10 protein-coding genes are annotated in these 16,101 nt (G+C 74.6%); 5 read left to right on the top strand and 5 right to left on the bottom strand.

Annotated features, from left to right (window positions below; genetic code table 11):
• Positions 1 to 225 precede the first annotated feature (225 nt).
• The 3 genes from I6A81_RS08665 to I6A81_RS08655 form a co-directional block, all read right to left on the bottom strand.
• Positions 226 to 1,851, bottom strand: a complete 1,626-nt coding sequence (locus I6A81_RS08665; RefSeq protein WP_202998865.1) for a hypothetical protein — start codon at positions 1,849 to 1,851, stop codon at positions 226 to 228.
• Positions 1,844 to 2,209 (bottom strand): hypothetical protein, encoded by a 366-nt coding sequence (locus I6A81_RS08660; protein WP_202998867.1) that lies wholly within the window; start codon positions 2,207 to 2,209, stop codon positions 1,844 to 1,846. The genes I6A81_RS08665 and I6A81_RS08660 overlap by 8 nt, the downstream gene beginning before the upstream one ends.
• Positions 2,210 to 3,117: 908 nt before the next feature.
• Positions 3,118 to 4,332 carry an acyl-CoA dehydrogenase family protein gene (locus I6A81_RS08655; RefSeq protein ID WP_202998869.1) on the bottom strand — a complete coding sequence of 405 codons (1,215 nt, stop codon included), beginning with the start codon at positions 4,330 to 4,332 and terminating at the stop codon, positions 3,118 to 3,120.
• 203 nt (positions 4,333 to 4,535) lie between these two features.
• Between I6A81_RS08655 and I6A81_RS08650 the strand changes: the two genes are divergently transcribed.
• Positions 4,536 to 5,021, top strand: a complete 486-nt coding sequence (locus I6A81_RS08650; protein ID WP_202998871.1) for a TIGR03668 family PPOX class F420-dependent oxidoreductase — start codon at positions 4,536 to 4,538, stop codon at positions 5,019 to 5,021.
• A 71-nt stretch (positions 5,022 to 5,092) separates the two neighbouring features.
• Here the strand turns inward: I6A81_RS08650 and I6A81_RS08645 are convergent, their stop codons facing one another.
• A complete protein-coding gene (locus I6A81_RS08645) occupies positions 5,093 to 6,199 on the bottom strand; it encodes an Acg family FMN-binding oxidoreductase (protein ID WP_202998873.1) in 1,107 nt (368 codons plus the stop codon).
• Positions 6,200 to 6,327: 128 nt separating this feature from the next.
• Positions 6,328 to 8,976: a serine/threonine-protein kinase gene (locus I6A81_RS08640; protein WP_203010146.1), complete on the bottom strand. Its 2,649-nt coding sequence runs from the start codon at positions 8,974 to 8,976 to the stop codon at positions 6,328 to 6,330.
• A 255-nt stretch (positions 8,977 to 9,231) separates the two neighbouring features.
• Here I6A81_RS08640 and I6A81_RS08635 point away from each other — a divergent pair, with 255 nt between their 5' ends.
• The 4 genes from I6A81_RS08635 (at position 9,232) to I6A81_RS44770 (ending at position 16,013) form a co-directional block, all read left to right on the top strand.
• On the top strand, positions 9,232 to 9,891 hold the full coding sequence (locus I6A81_RS08635) for an HhH-GDP family DNA glycosylase (RefSeq protein ID WP_202998875.1): 660 nt from the start codon (positions 9,232 to 9,234) through the stop codon (positions 9,889 to 9,891).
• Positions 9,892 to 10,129: 238 nt separating this feature from the next.
• On the top strand, positions 10,130 to 12,625 hold the full coding sequence (locus tag I6A81_RS08630) for a HelD family protein (RefSeq protein ID WP_202998876.1): 2,496 nt from the start codon (positions 10,130 to 10,132) through the stop codon (positions 12,623 to 12,625).
• Positions 12,626 to 12,746: 121 nt separating this feature from the next.
• A complete protein-coding gene (locus tag I6A81_RS08625) occupies positions 12,747 to 14,588 on the top strand; it encodes a DUF262 domain-containing protein (protein WP_202998877.1) in 1,842 nt (613 codons plus the stop codon).
• Positions 14,589 to 14,603: 15 nt separating this feature from the next.
• Positions 14,604 to 16,013, top strand: a complete 1,410-nt coding sequence (locus I6A81_RS44770) for a CBS domain-containing protein (protein ID WP_202998878.1) — start codon at positions 14,604 to 14,606, stop codon at positions 16,011 to 16,013.
• The last annotated feature ends 88 nt before the right edge of the window (positions 16,014 to 16,101 follow it).

The raw sequence follows: 16,101 nt of genomic DNA, 5'->3' as shown, positions 1-16,101 counted from the left end.
GTGTCGCAAACGCGTAAATGCCCTTGAGCTGGGATGACGGTCTTGTTGAAGGACCGATCCGACCTGACCGAGCGGGCATCTACGAGGTGCGACTGTTGCATACCCCGTCGCGGACCCATGCCAGGTTCGATGATCCGGATCTGGCATCGCGCGCGGGGCCACCGCTCTGGTCGCCGAGCACGTCTGCCCAGTCGACCCGCTCGGCGCGAACGCCGCGGGGCCCGGTTAAAGATCAAATCCGATGGTTGGGGGTGGCGCCGTACCGGCACTCGGGTCAGGGGCGAACTCGGCCGCCGGTGCGATCTTGTCGGCGAGATGGTGGATGGCGAGAACAGCGAGGGTGATGTGGGGTTCCCGGCCGGACAGGCCGAGCTGGTGGGCGAGCGGGGCGAGGATCTGGCGTAGGTCGTCGGTGGGGTGGCGCAGCGCGCGGACGAGGTCGTCGGACAGGCAGTGCAGTGTGCCGTGCTCACGGTCGTTGATCTCGACCCATCGCGGCTCTCCGGCAGGGGTGGTCAGCCGCGGCGGGCGGATGTCCGCAGGCTGGTGGGCCTGGCTGGTCGTGGGTGGCCTGGGAGTCTGTGAGCCGAGGTGGGCGGCCAGGTGGGGCCGGGGCTGAGTGCCGGGGAGTTCGGCGAGGCGGGCGACGAGGGCGTGGGAAGCGGCGAGCGCGTCGGTGTAGGCCTGGGTCAGACGGGCGGCGCGCCGGCGGTCGAGGCGGATGTGAATGTCGTGGCTGGCGCGGTAGGTCAGCAGGTCACCGCCGAGCAGCCGCCTGGCGGTGACGGCGCCGCTGAGGGCGAGGTCGGGCAGGACCAGCGCGGCGCGGCGGAACGGGGCCAGGCCCTGCGGGGTGTCGCCGGCGAGGGCGCCGGTCAGGCGTTGCCGGATGTCCTCGGCGAGGGCGAGGGCCACCCGGCCTTCGGTTCCCAAAGACACGGTGTGGGCCAGCATCCTCGGGATGATCTCCCACGCCGCGGCGGTCGCGACGGCCTGTTTGCTGGCCTGGTCGTGGGGGGAGGCGGTCCGCCTGCCGGGGTTGCTGTAGGGGCGTAGCGCGAGGTTGGTCTGGCCGGCGATGACCGCCGCAAGGTCGGCCAGGGCGGCCAGGGCGTGGTGGGTGGGGGAGGCGTCGGGCTGGCTGAGGACGAACGCGGCGAGGCGGAGCTGTTCGAGCCGGCGGTCCAGGACAGGCAGGTCGCGGTCGGCGAACAGGGGTTGGAGGTCGTCGAGAGGGCCGGGCCGGTCGGGGCCGCCGCACTGGTCGACGATGTCGCCGGCCGGGACGGCCAGGCCGCGGATCAGCCATAGTGCTCGCGCGTTGGGGGGCAGCTGGCTGCCGGACACGACGGGCCTTCGCTCGGCCGAGTCCGGCGGTGCCGCCGTGCGCAGTTCGGTGAACAGGTCCTGCGCGGCGTCGGCCGCGAGGGCGGTCAGGGTCGCGACCCTGCCTGTTGCCGCGACGGTGGCGTCGCGGTCGGCCAGGTGGCGCGCGTCCGGGCCGAGCTCCTGCCCGTCCGGGCCGACCTGCTGGGCGAGCAGGTCGTGGGCCAGCGCGAGCCGGCCGGCCGCCACGTGCCACGGGCTCGCCCCCTCCACACCTGGCCGTGGGGTGTCGCTGGAGGGGAGGGCGGCGACGGTGCGGCCAACGACATCGGCGAGGCTCCACGCGGGATGGGACACGCCGAACCGCCGGGACAACAGCGAGGCGTGCCGGCCGGCGACCCGAACCAGCCCGACCAGCCCGGTCGTGTCCAGCTCGACAGGTCGCGTCGTCCCCCGGGCCGTGGCGCGGGCGGCGATCCGTACGGCGTCGTCGACGAGACCGCCGTAGGTGACCGGGTCAGCCACGGCCCAGCGCCGCGAGCGCCCGGCGGGTGCGGACCGCCGCGCGGGCGATCGGAACCGGGTCGACCGCGATGTCGACCGCCGCCACCAGCAGCGACACCGCCCCTTCCAGCAGGGGTCGTACGTCCCCTGTCGTGACGCGCTCCAGGCCGGCCTCGAACGCCGGCGGGGCCGCCACCCCTGCGGTGTCGAGCTCGTAGACGGCCAGGTGCACGTCCGCCCGTGCGGTCAGCCCGGCCAGGCTCTCGCGGGCCGGGGCGTGCAGCAACCCGGACGCGGCATGCTCCAGCAACATCAACGCCACCCGCGCCCCGACCTCCTCGCCGCCGGTCAGCTCTGCCGCCCGCGTATGCCAGCCCATCGCGCCTCCTCTGATGTCCCAGACCGCCAGGTCACCGGCCGCAGCGCGGCGCGCCTTCGGGCACGCCGGGCCTTCGTCGAGACCACGGCACCATCACCGAGCCCGCGACGCCGGGCCGCTGTCGCTGCCTGTGGACAACCCTGGGATCTCCACACCTCGCACCGGCCCTCGCGCAAGCCCTCACGGCCCGCACGGCCTGAGTCGGGAACCGCGCTGCCCGCGTGCGGTGCAGGAGTCCGCGATGTTGGCGGCGATGTCCCTCGCGAGGCCGCCGACGATGCCCCCGCGGGTGGGCCGGACCAATACGGGCTCGCCTCCACGTTGTCTCCGTGGAGCCGGCCGAGCGGCGTCGAGACGAGACCCACATGAGGACCCCCGTCCCAGCGCGGGATGCCAGCCAGGCAGCGACGAGGCGGTCTGGAGCCTGGTGGTGACCGCGAAGCCCGCGAGCACGGTCGGCAGGTCACGTCCCGGCGTTTCCGCGGCGTCGACGGCTGGCTGACGCCTGGGGAGCGGCCGCGGCAGGCCACCGCGTCCCTAGCCGTTGTTCACGTCGCCCAGGACGTCTTGGCCGCCGCCGCGACCCTCGGCGATCGCCTCACCTGTCCACTAGGCCCTGCCGCCGCCATTGAGGCGCCCGGCGAGCCACGGCTAGGTGATCCAGGCGATGTCCAACGGAACGGCAATGCCGGGCAGCGCTGGAGCAGGACGAGTCCTGGCCGCGACCAGGAACTCCGCTGCCAGGCTTCCACCGGGCACCACTCAGCTCGACTTGCGTCGCGTCCGCCGAGGCATCCACCGCCCTGTGCCAGGTGCTATCCGGGCGAGGCTGCCGGGACCGCTGTGGACTATACGTGGATTCGATCTTGCGGAGCGGCGCGGAGCGGTGAGCGCCCGCTAACCGCGCCTCAGCGAATGTGCAGGCCAGAGATGGCGCGGGCGATCACCAGACGCTGGATCTCGCTCGTGCCTTCGAAGATGGTGTAGATCTTGGAGTCGCGGTACATGCGCTCGACGGGGTGCTCGCGGCTGTAGCCGGCGCCGCCGAGGATCTGGACGGCCTTCTCGGTGACCGCCACCGCGACCTCGCCGGCCTTCAGCTTGGACATCGAGCCCTCGCCAGCCTCGAAGGTCTTGCTCTGCTTGCCCATCCAGGCGGCGCGCCAGACCAGCAGCCGGGCCGCGTCGATCTCCATGCGCATGTCGGCGAGGGCGAACGCGATCGCCTGGTTCTCGATGATGGGGCGGCCGAAGGCCTCGCGGGTCTTGGCGTATTCCAGCGCGTATTCGTAGGCCGCGCGGGCGATGCCGATCGCCTGGGCGCCGACGGTCGGGCGGGTCCGCTCGAACGTCGCCATCGCGGCCTGGCCCTTGGCGCTGGTGCCCTCCCGGGCCCTGGCGAGCCGGGCGTCGAGCTTCTCCTTGCCGCCGAGCAGGCAGCTGCCGGGCAGCCGGACGTCGTCGAAGAAGACGTCCGCGGTGTGCGAGGCGCGCAGGCCGAGCTTCTTGATTTTCTTGGCGGCCTCCAGGCCCTTGGCGCGCGGCGGGACGACGAAGGTGGCCTGGCCGCGGGCCTTGAGCTCGGGTTCGACGGAGGCGACGACGACGTGGACGTCCGCGATTCCGCCGTTGGTGATCCAGGCCTTCTGGCCGTTGATGACCCACTCGTCGCTGGCCTCGTCGTAGCGGGCCCGGGTGCGCAGCGAGGAGACGTCGGAGCCGGCGCCCGGCTCGGAGACGCAGAACGCGCCGAGCTTCGGGTCGGCGGCGTCGCCGTAGCACTGCGGCGCCCATTCGAACAGCTGCTCGGTGGTGCCGGCCGAGGAGATGCCGGCGACGGCCAGCGAGGTGCCCATGAGGGACATGCCGATTCCGGCGTCTCCCCAGAACAGCTCCTCGCACAGCACTGGCAGGGACAGGCCGGTCTCGTCGGCGAACAGCGTCGCGATCGTGTCGAAGCCGTACAGGCCGATCTTGGCGGCCTCCTGGATGACGGGCCAGGGGGTCTCCTCGCGCTCGTCCCACTCGGACGCCGCCGGCCGCACGATGTCGGCGGCGAAGCCGTGCGCCCAGTCCCGCAGTTCGCGCTGCTCGTCCGAGAGATCGAGGCTGAAGCCACTCATCGTGGTCGGTCCCTCCACCTGAGTTTCGATACCGCTGCTACGGCTGATACCGCTGAGTACCGCACGGTAAGCATACCGATGGGTAACTTTCGGCGGAAGCGTACTTCCCGGCCGCCTGCCAGGGGCCGTACCGGCGATTCCAGCGGCTCGCGGCACCAGTCCGCTCGTCTGGCTCGTCGCGTCACCGACCTACCGTGAGCGCCGTGAATCTCGACGATGCCCAGACGCGGGCCCGGTTCGCCGCCGCCCGGGTGGCCCGGCTCGCGACCGTCAGCGCCGACGGCGCGCCCCGCCTGGTCCCGGTCACGTTCGCCGCGCTGGGGCCCTCCGGCGACTTCGGGACGCTTCAGGCCCGCGGGACGATCGTGACGGCCGTCGACCACAAGCCCAAGCGGAGCACCCGGCTGCGCCGGCTTGAGGACATCGCGCGCCAGCCGCGGGTGACGCTGCTCGCCGACGAGTACGACGACGACTGGACGCGGCTGTGGTGGGCCCGGGCGGATGGCCTTGCCCACGTCGTCGAGCCGCCGGATCCCGCGTACATGGCCGCCGTCCGCGCGCTGGCCGCGCGTTACGCGCAGTACCGCGAGCACCCGCCGGCCGGCCCGGCCATCGTGGTCGCCGTGACCCGCTGGTCCGGGTGGGCTTTCACCGATCCCGGTCCCGACGGCGTCTCTCGCGGATCTTGAGCGGTCGAGACGGGAATCGCGGCTGTCGAGATGATCCCCTGCCGGCCACGGTCCGCGGCCACGACCCGCGGCTACGACGCCGGCGGGGTGCCGAACTCCTCGAGGACCTCGGCTACGGGGCGGCGCCCGGTGGGGGTCAGGGGCGGGGCGGAGTGGTCGGGGTAGCCGACCCGGAGGATCATCTGGGTGTGGCCGGTGCCGCCGGTGGCGGAGCGGACCAGGGCGCGGGTCGCCTCCATGTCGATCGCCTGGCCGAGCGGTGAGGTGGCGAGCCCGGCGGCGGTCGCCGTCAGCAGCACGCGGCCGAGGCCGCGGCCGGCGCGCAGCCGGTCGGCCGGGCCGTCCGCGTCGGTGCCGAGGACCAGCACACCCGGGTGCTCGACCGGCGGCTCGGCCGGGGCCGGGCCGGGCTCGGCCCCGCCAGACCCGCCCGCGGCCTCCCCAGCTCCAGCCCCAGCCACGGCCCCGGCAGCCCCACCCGTGGCCGCGCCGGTCTCGCCGGCCGGCGCGAAGGAGCGCAGCGCGAACTCCGAGCGGCGGGGCTCGCCGGAACCAGGCGCCGCCGTGAGCGGGACGCCGTCGGTGGCGTCGGGGTCGGCCCGGGTCCACGCGGCGAGCTCGGTCTGGTAGGCGGGGTCGTGCTGCTCCACCCAGTCGGCCCGGGCCAGCAGCACCGCGAGCTCGACGCGGGCCTGTTCGCTGGTCAGCGACGCCAGCCAGCAGCCTTCCGCCTCGGCGGCGTGGCGCAGCTCGCGGACCGCGTCGGCGGGCAGTTCGGCCGGTTCGAACGGGCGGCGGTCGGTGTGCCGGTGGCCGACCGCCGCGGCCAGGCGCGTCTCCTCGTCGGTCGGCGGGCGCAGGCCGACGATCCGCAGGGCCGCGAGACGGCCGGTGGCGATGTCCGGCCCGTCGGGCAGCTCGGCTACCTCGACGTCCAGGCCGGCGGCCCGCAGCGCCAGCCACCCGTTCAGCAGGGCGGCGCCGCAGCTGACCAGCAGCTGGCGGTGGTCGGGGTCCGCGACGGGCAAGGCCCGGCCCAGGTCGGCCGACAGCTCGAGCGCGTCGTCGCGGAAGCGCCAGCGCCACGGCTGGCTGTTGTGGATCGAAGGGGCCAGGTTCGCCGCCTCGACCGCCGCGTGCACCTGATCCCGGGAGATCGTCGTGCCGTGCGTGACCATGATCCGTCCCCTCGTCCCGCCGAGCGCCCTTCGCGGTTTCCCCGTCATGTTCCCCACACCGGGCCGTTTGTCCCGGGAGCCGAACGGCCCTTCGCTTCGGGAGGTCCGCCCCGCGCGACGGCGAGGCCTCAGCACCTGGGGGCGGGAGAACCGCTGGTACCGCTGTAAACGTACCGATGCTCGACCCAGCCGCCGCCCGCGAGCTGGTCCCAGGTGACGCCGTCGGCGTCCACCGAGTGGCACAGCAGCGTGACGAGGTCACCGTTGACCAGGCGGCGGGAGGGCTCCGCGCCCAGCAGCGCCTCGGTCAGGCTGTTCACCACTCCGCCGACGATGCTCAGGACCGTCGCGTTCTGGACGATCGGGAACGGCCCGGTGGCCGGGCTCGTGGAGCCGGAGCCCACCTTTGGCGAGCTGACCGTGCCCGCGCAGGCCGGCGCGGCCGACGGCGGCGTCTGGCCTGTCTGGACGTAGCCCGCCGGGATCCAGCCCTCGTCGGTGTAGACCCACAGCCGCGACGGGGACCCGGTGGCGTTGACCTGCTGGGCGTAGAGGCCGCAGTAGACGTCGACGGCGGTGCCGCTCGGCACCGGGCTGCCCGATCCGCCGAACTGGCCGCCGGTCGACGGGCCTCGGTAGGTGGGCACCTGGCCGCCGCCCTCCGGCGCGACGACGGTCGTCGGGCTCGCCGCGGCGTCCGAGAGGGGCCGGCCGCTGGTCGTGGCGCGGGGCAGGTCGGCGGGCACGGTCGCGGTGCCGCCGGGGCCGGCCGACGGCCCGCCTGACGCGGCGCCGAGCCCGGTCGCGGTACCGGTCGGGGTGCCGGGGACGGCGGCGGAGCCGGAGGGCTGACCGGGACCGGGCTCGGCGCCGAGGACCGTGCCGGCGTCGGCTGTGCTCCCCGGCCCACCATGGGCCTGGCCGGAGACCTCGGGGGCGCCGCCCGGCCGGGCGCCCGGCGGGCTGGTGTCGGCGCCTTCGCCGTCGCCGAGCAGTAACGGCCGGGCCAGCGCGGCGCTGACCAGCAGCAGGAACGCCAGCGCCGCGAGCAGGAGCCGCCGCCGGCGCCGGCGGCGGGCGACCGCGGTGTCCGCGTCGGGCGGCTCGCCCGGCGCGTCGGCGGGTTCGGCGAGGACGACGAGCGGGGACGGCCCGTCGGCCGGTGACCCGGCCGGGGGGGCGCCTGGCGACCCGGCCAGGGGAACGATCGGTGACCCGGCCAGGGGGGCGATCGGCGACCCGGTTCGCGTGGCGCCCGGCTGACGTAGCGGGGTGGTGGACTCCCCGGGGTCCTGGCCGAGCGGGTACGGCGCGGCCGGCGCCGGGATTACCGGGAGACCCGCGAAGCCAGCGGTTCCCGCCGGATTGGGGCTTCCTGCCCCGTCGGCGACGGGGTTCCTGTCGGACGCCGGGGCCCCGCGGCGCCGCCGGGGCCGATCGGGAAGGTCTGGAAGATGACCCGGAGGGTCTGCTGGGCGGCCGGCGGTCTCCTGGGTCCCCAACAGCTCGACCTCGCGGGCGACGGGCGTCTGGAGCACCAGCGCGTCGGTGACGCCGCCGGAGCCGCGGTTGGCGTGGGCGGACGGCTCGGCGGCGACGAGACCGGTGGGTGTCGCGCTCGCCGCCAGCCGCGCCTGGGCGGCGTCGATGGCGGCCAGTGCCGCGGCGAGCGGGTCCTGCCCGCCCGGCCTGCTTCCGCCCGCGGCCGTCGACTGGCCAGGGGAGCGGCCGGACGAGAAGCCGGGGGCCTCGATCGGTCCGGCGCTCGCCGATGGCACCGCGCTCGCTGATGGCACCGCGCTCGCCGGCGGCACCGCGCTCGCCGGCGGCACCGCGCCCGCTGGCGGTACCGCGCCCACCGTCGGCATGGGGCCGGCCGCGGGCATGGCGCCCGCCTGGGGCACGGCGGCCGGTGGCACCCAGTCCCGCGGCGTCCGCCGGGCCGCCGCGCCCGCCGCCGCCGGGCTGTCCACCGGCTGGCCGGCAAGGTCCGCGACGAGCGCGACGGCGCTGGGCCGGGCCGCCGGGTCCCGGTCGAGCGCCGCGGCGACGAGCGCGCGCGTCTGGGGTGGCACGCCGTCCAGCGCGGGCTCGGTGGACAGGATCCGCATCGCGGTCGCGGCCGCCGTCTGCGCCTCGAACGGGTGGCGCCCGCGCGCCGCGAACGCGACGCACAGCCCCCAGTTGAAGACGTCGGTCGCCGGCGTCGCCGGGTCGCCGTTGAGCTGCTCGGGGGCCATCCAGGCGACGGTGCCGATCAGGTTGCCGCCGCTGGTGTTGCCGGTCAGGTCGTCGGCCCTGGCCAGCCCGAAGTCGATGATCTTCGGGCCTTCCCAGGTGAGCAGGATGTTCGCGGGCTTGAGGTCGCGGTGCACGACCCCGGCCGCGTGCACGGCGACCAGGCCCTCGGCGAGGCCGGCGGCGAGCGTGGCCAGGCTGGTCCCGTCGAGGCGGCCGTGCCGGGTGACCGCCGTCATCAGGTTCGTGCCCTCGACGTACTCCGTGGCCATCCAGGGCTGCTCGGCGTCCAGGTCGGCGTCGAGGACCCGGGCGACGTGGTCGCCGCGGACCCGGGCCGCGGCGGTGACCTCGCGGCGGAAACGCTCGCGGAACTCGGGCTCGTCGAGCAGGTCGGCGCGGATGACCTTGACGGCGACCGGGCGGCCCTCCGGGCTGACACCGAGGAACACCGTGCCCATCCCGCCGGTCCCGAGCCGGCCCTTCAACCGGTATTGACCGAGCGCGCGCCGGTCTCCCGGGCTTAACGGAGTCAGCACGCCCGCTTCACGCTTCCCCTCGACCGTCGGTGCCGTCAGCGCCTTCCGCCGGGAGCCGCGATCGTGACTGTTGTCACGTCCCGGAGGCGCTGGACGACGAGACCATCGCCGTTCGGACCAGCTATAAGGCCTTCGTCCGTGACCGTAGGGCACATCGTCCCGAGGAATCCTCCCAGAGTGGTCCAAGAGTGCTAGTAGGGATGGGGTGTTGTCCTCCCGGGAGTGACTATGCGTAGCGGCGGGTAGCCCATGGGAATGGCTGGAGCCGATCCGAGCGCGGTCATGGCCGAGCTGTTGTCCCGGCACGGTCGCACCTTCGCTGAGGACATCGACGCAGATGTCGCCGCCGACACCGCGGAGGCCATGTTCCGGCTGCTCGTCTTCGCGACGCTGGCGAGCGCACGCATCCGGTCGTCGGCGGCGGTGCAGGCCTCCAACGCGTTGTTCAAGGAGGGGTGGACGAGTCCCGCCGCGATGGCCGACTCCACCTGGGAGCAGCGGGTCCAGGTGCTCAACCAGCACGGCTACGCGCGTTACGACGAGAGCGCCGCGCGCACCCTCGGCGAGTCGTGTCACTACCTGCTCGAGACCTACGACGGCGACGTGCGCGGGCTGCGCGACGCCGCCGACCACCAGCGCGACCGGGAGCACGCCCTGCTCCTGGAGATCAAGGGCATCGGCCCCGTCGGCGCCGACATCTTCCTGCGCGAGGCGCAGGCCGGCTGGGATGAGCTGATTCCCTACGTCGACGCCCGCACGCGGACGACCGCTCGCGAGCTCGGTTTACCGGGCGACCCGCGCCGGCTGCTCGACGAGGTCGAGCGCGAGGAGTTCCCGCGCCTGGTCGCCGCGCTGGTCCGCAGCCGGCTGGAACACGACGTCGACGAGGTGATCGACGCCGCCGCCCACCGGTAGCCCGCCGCGGACGCGCGGTCGCCGGGACCCGCGCCGGGCCGCTGGGACGGGGCTGGGGACGTTGTCGGGACGGGGCTGGGAAGATTGACGCCGGCCGAGCTGTTACGGTGCGTGCTTCGCCCACGAGCGGCGGGCCCGCCCAGCTCGCCCTGACAGGCGTCGCAGACCTTCACAGCCAGCCGGCCGGCGCTGACGCCGGCCGGCCGCTGTCCGTTCCCGCGCGGAGGAGAGATAGGCCGTGTCCTCGACCCGTGACCCACGGCTCGCCCGAGAGCAGGCCTATCTCGATCTCCTCTACGCGCGCCTCGACGAGGTCAGCGAGATCACCCGCCGCCAGCTGCGCCAGGTCCTGCTGGAGGCGGGCACCGGCACCCCGCAGGCCGTCGTCGAGCGTGACGTCTTCGCGGCCACCCACGCCGAGCGGCTGGCCCGGCTCGAGGCCGCGGAGGGCCGGCTCTGCTTCGGGGCGATGGACCGGTCCGACGGGACACGGACCTACATCGGCCGTATCGGGCTCTCCGACGCCGAACAGGAGCCGATCCTGGTCGACTGGCGGGCGCCGGTCGCCACCGCGTTCTACCAGGCCACCCTCGCCGACCCGCGCGGGCTCACGCGGCGCCGCCACCTGCGGACCAAGGGCCGCGAGGTCACCGGCGTCGCCGACGACCTGCTCGCCGTCGGCTCTGGCGGCTCTGGCGGTTCCGGCGGCTCTGGCGGCGCCGGGCGGGGCGCGGCCACCGACGCCGGCGAGGCGGACGTCGCCACCGGCGACGTGATGCTGCTGGAGGCGCTGTCCGCGCCGCGCACCGGCCGGATGGGCGACATCATCGCCACCCTGCAGGCCGAGCAGGACCGGATCATCCGGGCCGACGCCCGCTCGGTGCTGGTCGTCGACGGCGGGCCGGGCACCGGCAAGACGGCGGTGGCGCTGCACCGGGCCGCCTACCTGCTCTACACCGAGCGCGCCCGGCTGGAGCGCTCCGGCGTGCTCGTGGTCGGCCCGAGCCCGGTGTTCCTGCGTTACATCGAGCAGGTGCTGCCGTCGCTCGGTGAGACCGGCGTGGTGTTCGCGACCCCCGGCCGGCTCTTCCCCGGCGTCAAGGCCACCGCGAACGACCCGGTGCCGGTGGCCACGCTCAAGGGCGACCACCGGATGGCGGAGGTGCTCGCCGCCGCGGTGCGCGACCACCAGCGGCTGCCGCGCCGCCCGATCGAGATCATCCACGACTCGGACCGCGTGCTGCGGCTCGACCAGGACACCGTCGCCCGCGCGCGCACCCGGGCGCGGCGCAGCCGCCGGCCGCACAACGGCGCCCGGCTGGTCTTCCTGCGCGAGCTGCTCGGCGAGCTGACGAGCCAGGTCATCCGGCAGATCTCCGGCGGGCTGCTCGACGAGGACGAGCGCGCCGACGTCCGTGACGGCCTGTGGGCCGACCCCGCGGTCCGCGGGGCGCTCGACGCGCTGTGGCCCCGGCTCACCCCCGCCGGGCTGCTCGAGCGGCTCTACGCCGACCCCGCCCTGCTGGCGCGCGCCGCCGGGCGGCTCCTGTCGCCGGCCGAGCAGGCCCTGCTGCGGGGCGCCGCGCCGACCCGGCCCTCGTCGCCCCGATCCTCGGCCGCCCGCCCGGTGGCCGCCCGCCCGCCGGACGGCGGCGAGGACCTGTTCAGCGCGCTCGAGGCCGCGGAGCGCCCGGCGCCGCCCCCGCCCTCACCGGCCACCCGCCGCGAGCCGCGGGCGTGGACGGTGGCGGACGTGCCGCTGCTCGACGAGCTGGCCGAGCTGCTCGGTGACCCGGACGAGGGCAGCCGCGCGGCGGCCGAGGCGGCGGCCGCGCGGGAGCGGGCCGCGCAGCGCCGCTACGCCGAGGACGTGCTGGACATGCTGGGCCTGACCGGGCAGCTCGACGCGGAGACGGTCGCCGACCGCTGGCGCGGGCCGCGGCGGCGGGCTAGCGCCGCCGAGCACGGCGCGGCCGACCGGGAGTGGGCGTTCGGGCATCTGATCGTCGACGAGGCGCAGGAGGTCTCGCCGATGCTGTGGCGGCTGTTGTGGCGGCGGTGCCCGGCGCGCAGCGCCACCCTCGTCGGCGACCTCGCCCAGGCGGCGCGCCCCGGCGCGCCAGCCACCTGGGCCGAGATCCTCACCCCGCACGTCGGCGACCGGTTCCGCGTGGAGCGCCTCACGGTCAACTACCGCACCCCGCGGGAGATCATGGACGTCGCCGCGGACGTGCTGGCCGCGACCGGCTCGGCCGCGGCCGCGCCGGAGTCGGTCCGCTCGGCGGGGGAGGAGCCGCTGGCGGTTCGGGTGTCCTCGGGCGGCGCGCTGGCCGACACGGTGGTCGCCGAGACCATCCGGACGGCGGGGATGATCGGCGAGGGCCGGATCGCGGTGATCTGCCCGCCCCAGGCGAGCGGCCCGGTGCGCGCGGCGCTGGCCCGGGTCGCGCCCGAGCTGCTCGGTGCCACCGTCGCCGCCCGGGTGCCGGCGGGAGCCGACGCCCGCGCCGAGGCGGCCGCGGACCTGCTCGACGCCCGGGTGGCGGTGCTGACCGTCGCCGACAGCAAGGGCCTGGAGTTCGACGCCGTGCTCCTGGTCGAGCCGGCGGCGCTGCTCGCCGGGCCGACCAGGGGCCTGGCCGACCTCTACGTGGCCCTCACCCGCGCCACCCGTTCACTGACCGTCGTGCACAGCGACGACCTGCCCAGCGTGCTGGGGCGCCTCGCGGCCTGACCGCCCAGCCGGTCCCGTGCTGTGCGGGAAGTCCACTTCGGTATGGTTGGCGCACCCTCTTCCCTGGCCACGCGCCGTTCTTCGGCGCGCCGGGAGACCGGGGTGATGAAGGGGTGGGGGCGTGGCGCTTGACAACATCGGGCTGGAGAAGCTGCTAAGGCAGGTCGCAGCCGGCCAGGTGCAGCTTCCCGAGTTCCAGCGGGCCTGGAAGTGGGACGACGACCGCATCAGGTCGCTTCTGGCCACTGTCACGCTGGACTACCCGCTCGGTGTCGTGATGACGCTGGAAACCGGCGGCGAGACCCGGTTTCGCGCCAGGGCGCTGCACGGGGTCCCGCCGGGGCCGGCCGCCGCGGAGCCCGAGCAACTGCTGCTCGACGGCCAGCAGCGGCTCACCTCGCTCTACCAGGCGCTCCTGGCCGACCGCCCCGTCGACACCGAGGACTCCCGGCACAAGGCGATCCAGCGCTGGTACTACGTCGAGATCGACAAGGCGATCGACCTGTCGACGGACCGGGAGGAAGCGATCGTCTCGGTGCCGCCCGAGCGGGTCATCCGGGAGGACTTCGGGCGCAGGGTCAGAACCGACCTGTCCACGACCCAGGGCGAGTGCGCGGCCGGGCTGTTCCCGCTGAACATCGTTTTCGACAACGACCGGGTCGTGGCCTGGCAGCGGGTGTTCGTCCGGGCGCGGGCTGACGACACCAACTGGGACCGTTGGTCGGCCTTCGAGAAGTACGCCCTACACAAGATCACCCGCTACCAGGTCCCGATGATCAAGCTGCCGAAGGAGACCGACAAGGTCGCGGTGTGCGCGGTGTTCGAGAAGGTGAACACCGGCGGCGTCGTGCTCAACGTGTTCGAGCTGCTCACCGCGATGTACGCCGGGGACAGCGGCTACTTCCGGGAGGCCGGCGCCGACTTCCACCTCGCCCAGGACTGGGAGGCCAGGAAGGCGGTGCTCGTCGAGGCGCACGAGGCGCTCGCCGAACTGCAGAACATCGACTTCCTGCAGGCCGTCGCGCTCGTCGTCACCTACCAGCGCCGACGGGCCTGGCTCGCGAGCGGACCGGCCGGGACCGCGCCGGCGGGCACCGCGCCCGCCATCGGCTGCAAGCGCCGTGACCTGCTGGACCTGCCGCTGGCCGACTACCGCCGGTGGGCCGACCAGGTCGCCGACGCGTTCGCCTGGACCGGCGCGTTCCTGCGCGAGCAGTGCGTCTTCCAGTCCAACTTCCTGCCGTATCGCACCCAGCTGATCCCGCTGGCCGCGATCCGGGTGATCCTCGGCGACGAGGCGGACAAGCCGGAGGTCCGCGAGCGGCTCGCCCGCTGGTACTGGTGCGGCGTGCTCGGCGAGCTCTACAGCGGCACGTTCGAGAGCCGCTTCTCGAAGGACGTCGAACAGGTGGTCGCCTGGGTCGCCGGCGGCCCGGAGCCGGACACCATCGTCGAGGCGACGTTCCACGAGCAGCGGCTGGCGACGCTGACCACCCGCAACTCCGCCGCCTACAAGGGCGTGTACGCGCTGCTGGTGAAGCAGGGGGCCTACGACTGGCACTTCACCGAGGCGCCGATCGACGGTGACACCGCCGTCGGCCGCGACGTCGACATCCGGATGATCTTCCCGAAGTCCTGGTTCCAGCGGACCGCGCGCAGGGACGCCCGGATGAACAGCGTGGTGAACAAGACCGTGCTGTCCTACCAGGCCAGTCAGCGGATGACCGCCCGCGCGCCGGCCGCCTACCTGGACGTGCTCGCCCGCGAGTCGGGCGTGCCCGCCGACTGGCTCGACGACCGCGTCGCCACACACCTGATCGAGCCGGCGCTGCTGCGGGCCGCCGACTTCGACGCGTTCTACGCCGACCGCACCGCCCGGTTGCTGGACCTCGTGGACGACGCGATGGGCAAGCGCGCGGTGCGGGCCGCCGGTGCCGGCGCGGCCGGCCCGGCCGACGCGTGAGCGCGGGGCGGGACGATGGACGCGGCCGAGGTCCGGGCGCTGCTGGGCGCCTCACTGACGATCGGCCAGCTGCTGGCCAGGTGGGGTTACAAGGTCCGCGATGACATCGTGGTGCCGCTGATCACCCGCGAGCTCGAGGCCGCCGGCCTGACCACGCAGCCGAGCTTCGCCCGCGGCCCGGCCAGCACCCTGCTGCGGATCGTGCCGCTACCCGGCCCCGGGACCACCGGCGCCGACGCCGGCAAGCTGGACGCCGGCGGGCTCGACGCCCGTGGGCTCGACGCTGATGAGCCGGACACGGACGCCGATGAGCCGGATACGGAGGATGAACCGGCCGTCCTCGCCGTGCCGCGGGCCGACGCGGCCGCCGCCACCGGGCCGGCCATCCGGGATCCGGTGACCTCCGGTCCCGGGGCGGGCGCGGGCCAGCGCGGCGGCGCGGGCCGGGGCGCTGACCGGGGTTCCGGCGCGGGACCGACGCCGGGCGAGCCGCGGCCGCGGCCGGAGCCGGGGCCGGGGCCGGGGCCGGGGTCGAGCCCGAGGCCGCGACCACCCTCCGTGAACGTCGCTGGCCCGCCAGGCCAGTCAGGCCCGCCAGGCTCGCCCGGGTCGGCCGGCCCGGGCGAGCCGGCGACGGCCAGCGCGCGCCGGCGCGGCCGGCGCCGGAAGAAGGGCGGCGCCGCCACGGGGGCCGGCCCCGTCGGCGACGCGCTGCCGCGGGTGGCGCTGACCATCGGCCACCTGGCCCGGGCGACTGGAAGCGTGTGCAGCGTGCCGTCGGGGGCGACGCTGGCGAGGGCGACCCACCTGATGGTGAAGCACGACTTCTCGCAGCTTCCGGTCCTCGACGGGTCGCGGATGCTGGTCGGGGTGGTCACCTGGCGTTCGATCGCCGCCATGTACGGCTCGGACAAGAGGCCCACGCTGCTGAACGCGCTGGACCCGAAGGTCGAGCACGCCCAGATGAACGACGACCTGCTGGCGACCCTGCCCCGGGTCACCGCCAGCGGCTACGTGATCGTCTGGGAGCACGGCCAGGTGCGCGGGATCGTCACGACGGCGGACCTGGCGACCGCCTACCACCGGCTGGCGCGCCCCTACTTCCTGGTCGGGGAGATCGAGCGCCGCCTGCGCCGCATGCTCGGGCGGACGTTCGACGTGAACGACCTGAGGACCGTCAACCCGGAAGCGGACAGCGTCAGCAACCTGATGTTCGGCGAGTACCACCGTTTGCTGCGCTCGCGGGAGCACTGGGAGCGCCTGAAGTGCAAGACGGTCGATCACGCCTCGTTCCTCCGGGATCTCGACCAGGTCCGGCAGATCCGCAACGAGATCATGCATTTCGATCCCAAGCCACTCACCGAGGCGCAGAAGATCCATCTTCTTCGGTTCCTGGGAATGCTCAAGGTCATCGATCCGGTCTGAGTCGTCACTGGCTCCGCGGCCGGGGTCACCGGCGGCGGTTCGAGCGGACATGTCATCTTTGGGACATGGGCGAGGTGTGCCCGCTTTC

The organism is Frankia nepalensis (assembly GCF_016786325.1).
Taxonomy (GTDB): Bacteria; Actinomycetota; Actinomycetes; order Frankiales; family Frankiaceae; genus Pseudofrankia; species Pseudofrankia nepalensis.
This window is presented reverse-complemented; position numbering and strand designations above follow the sequence as displayed.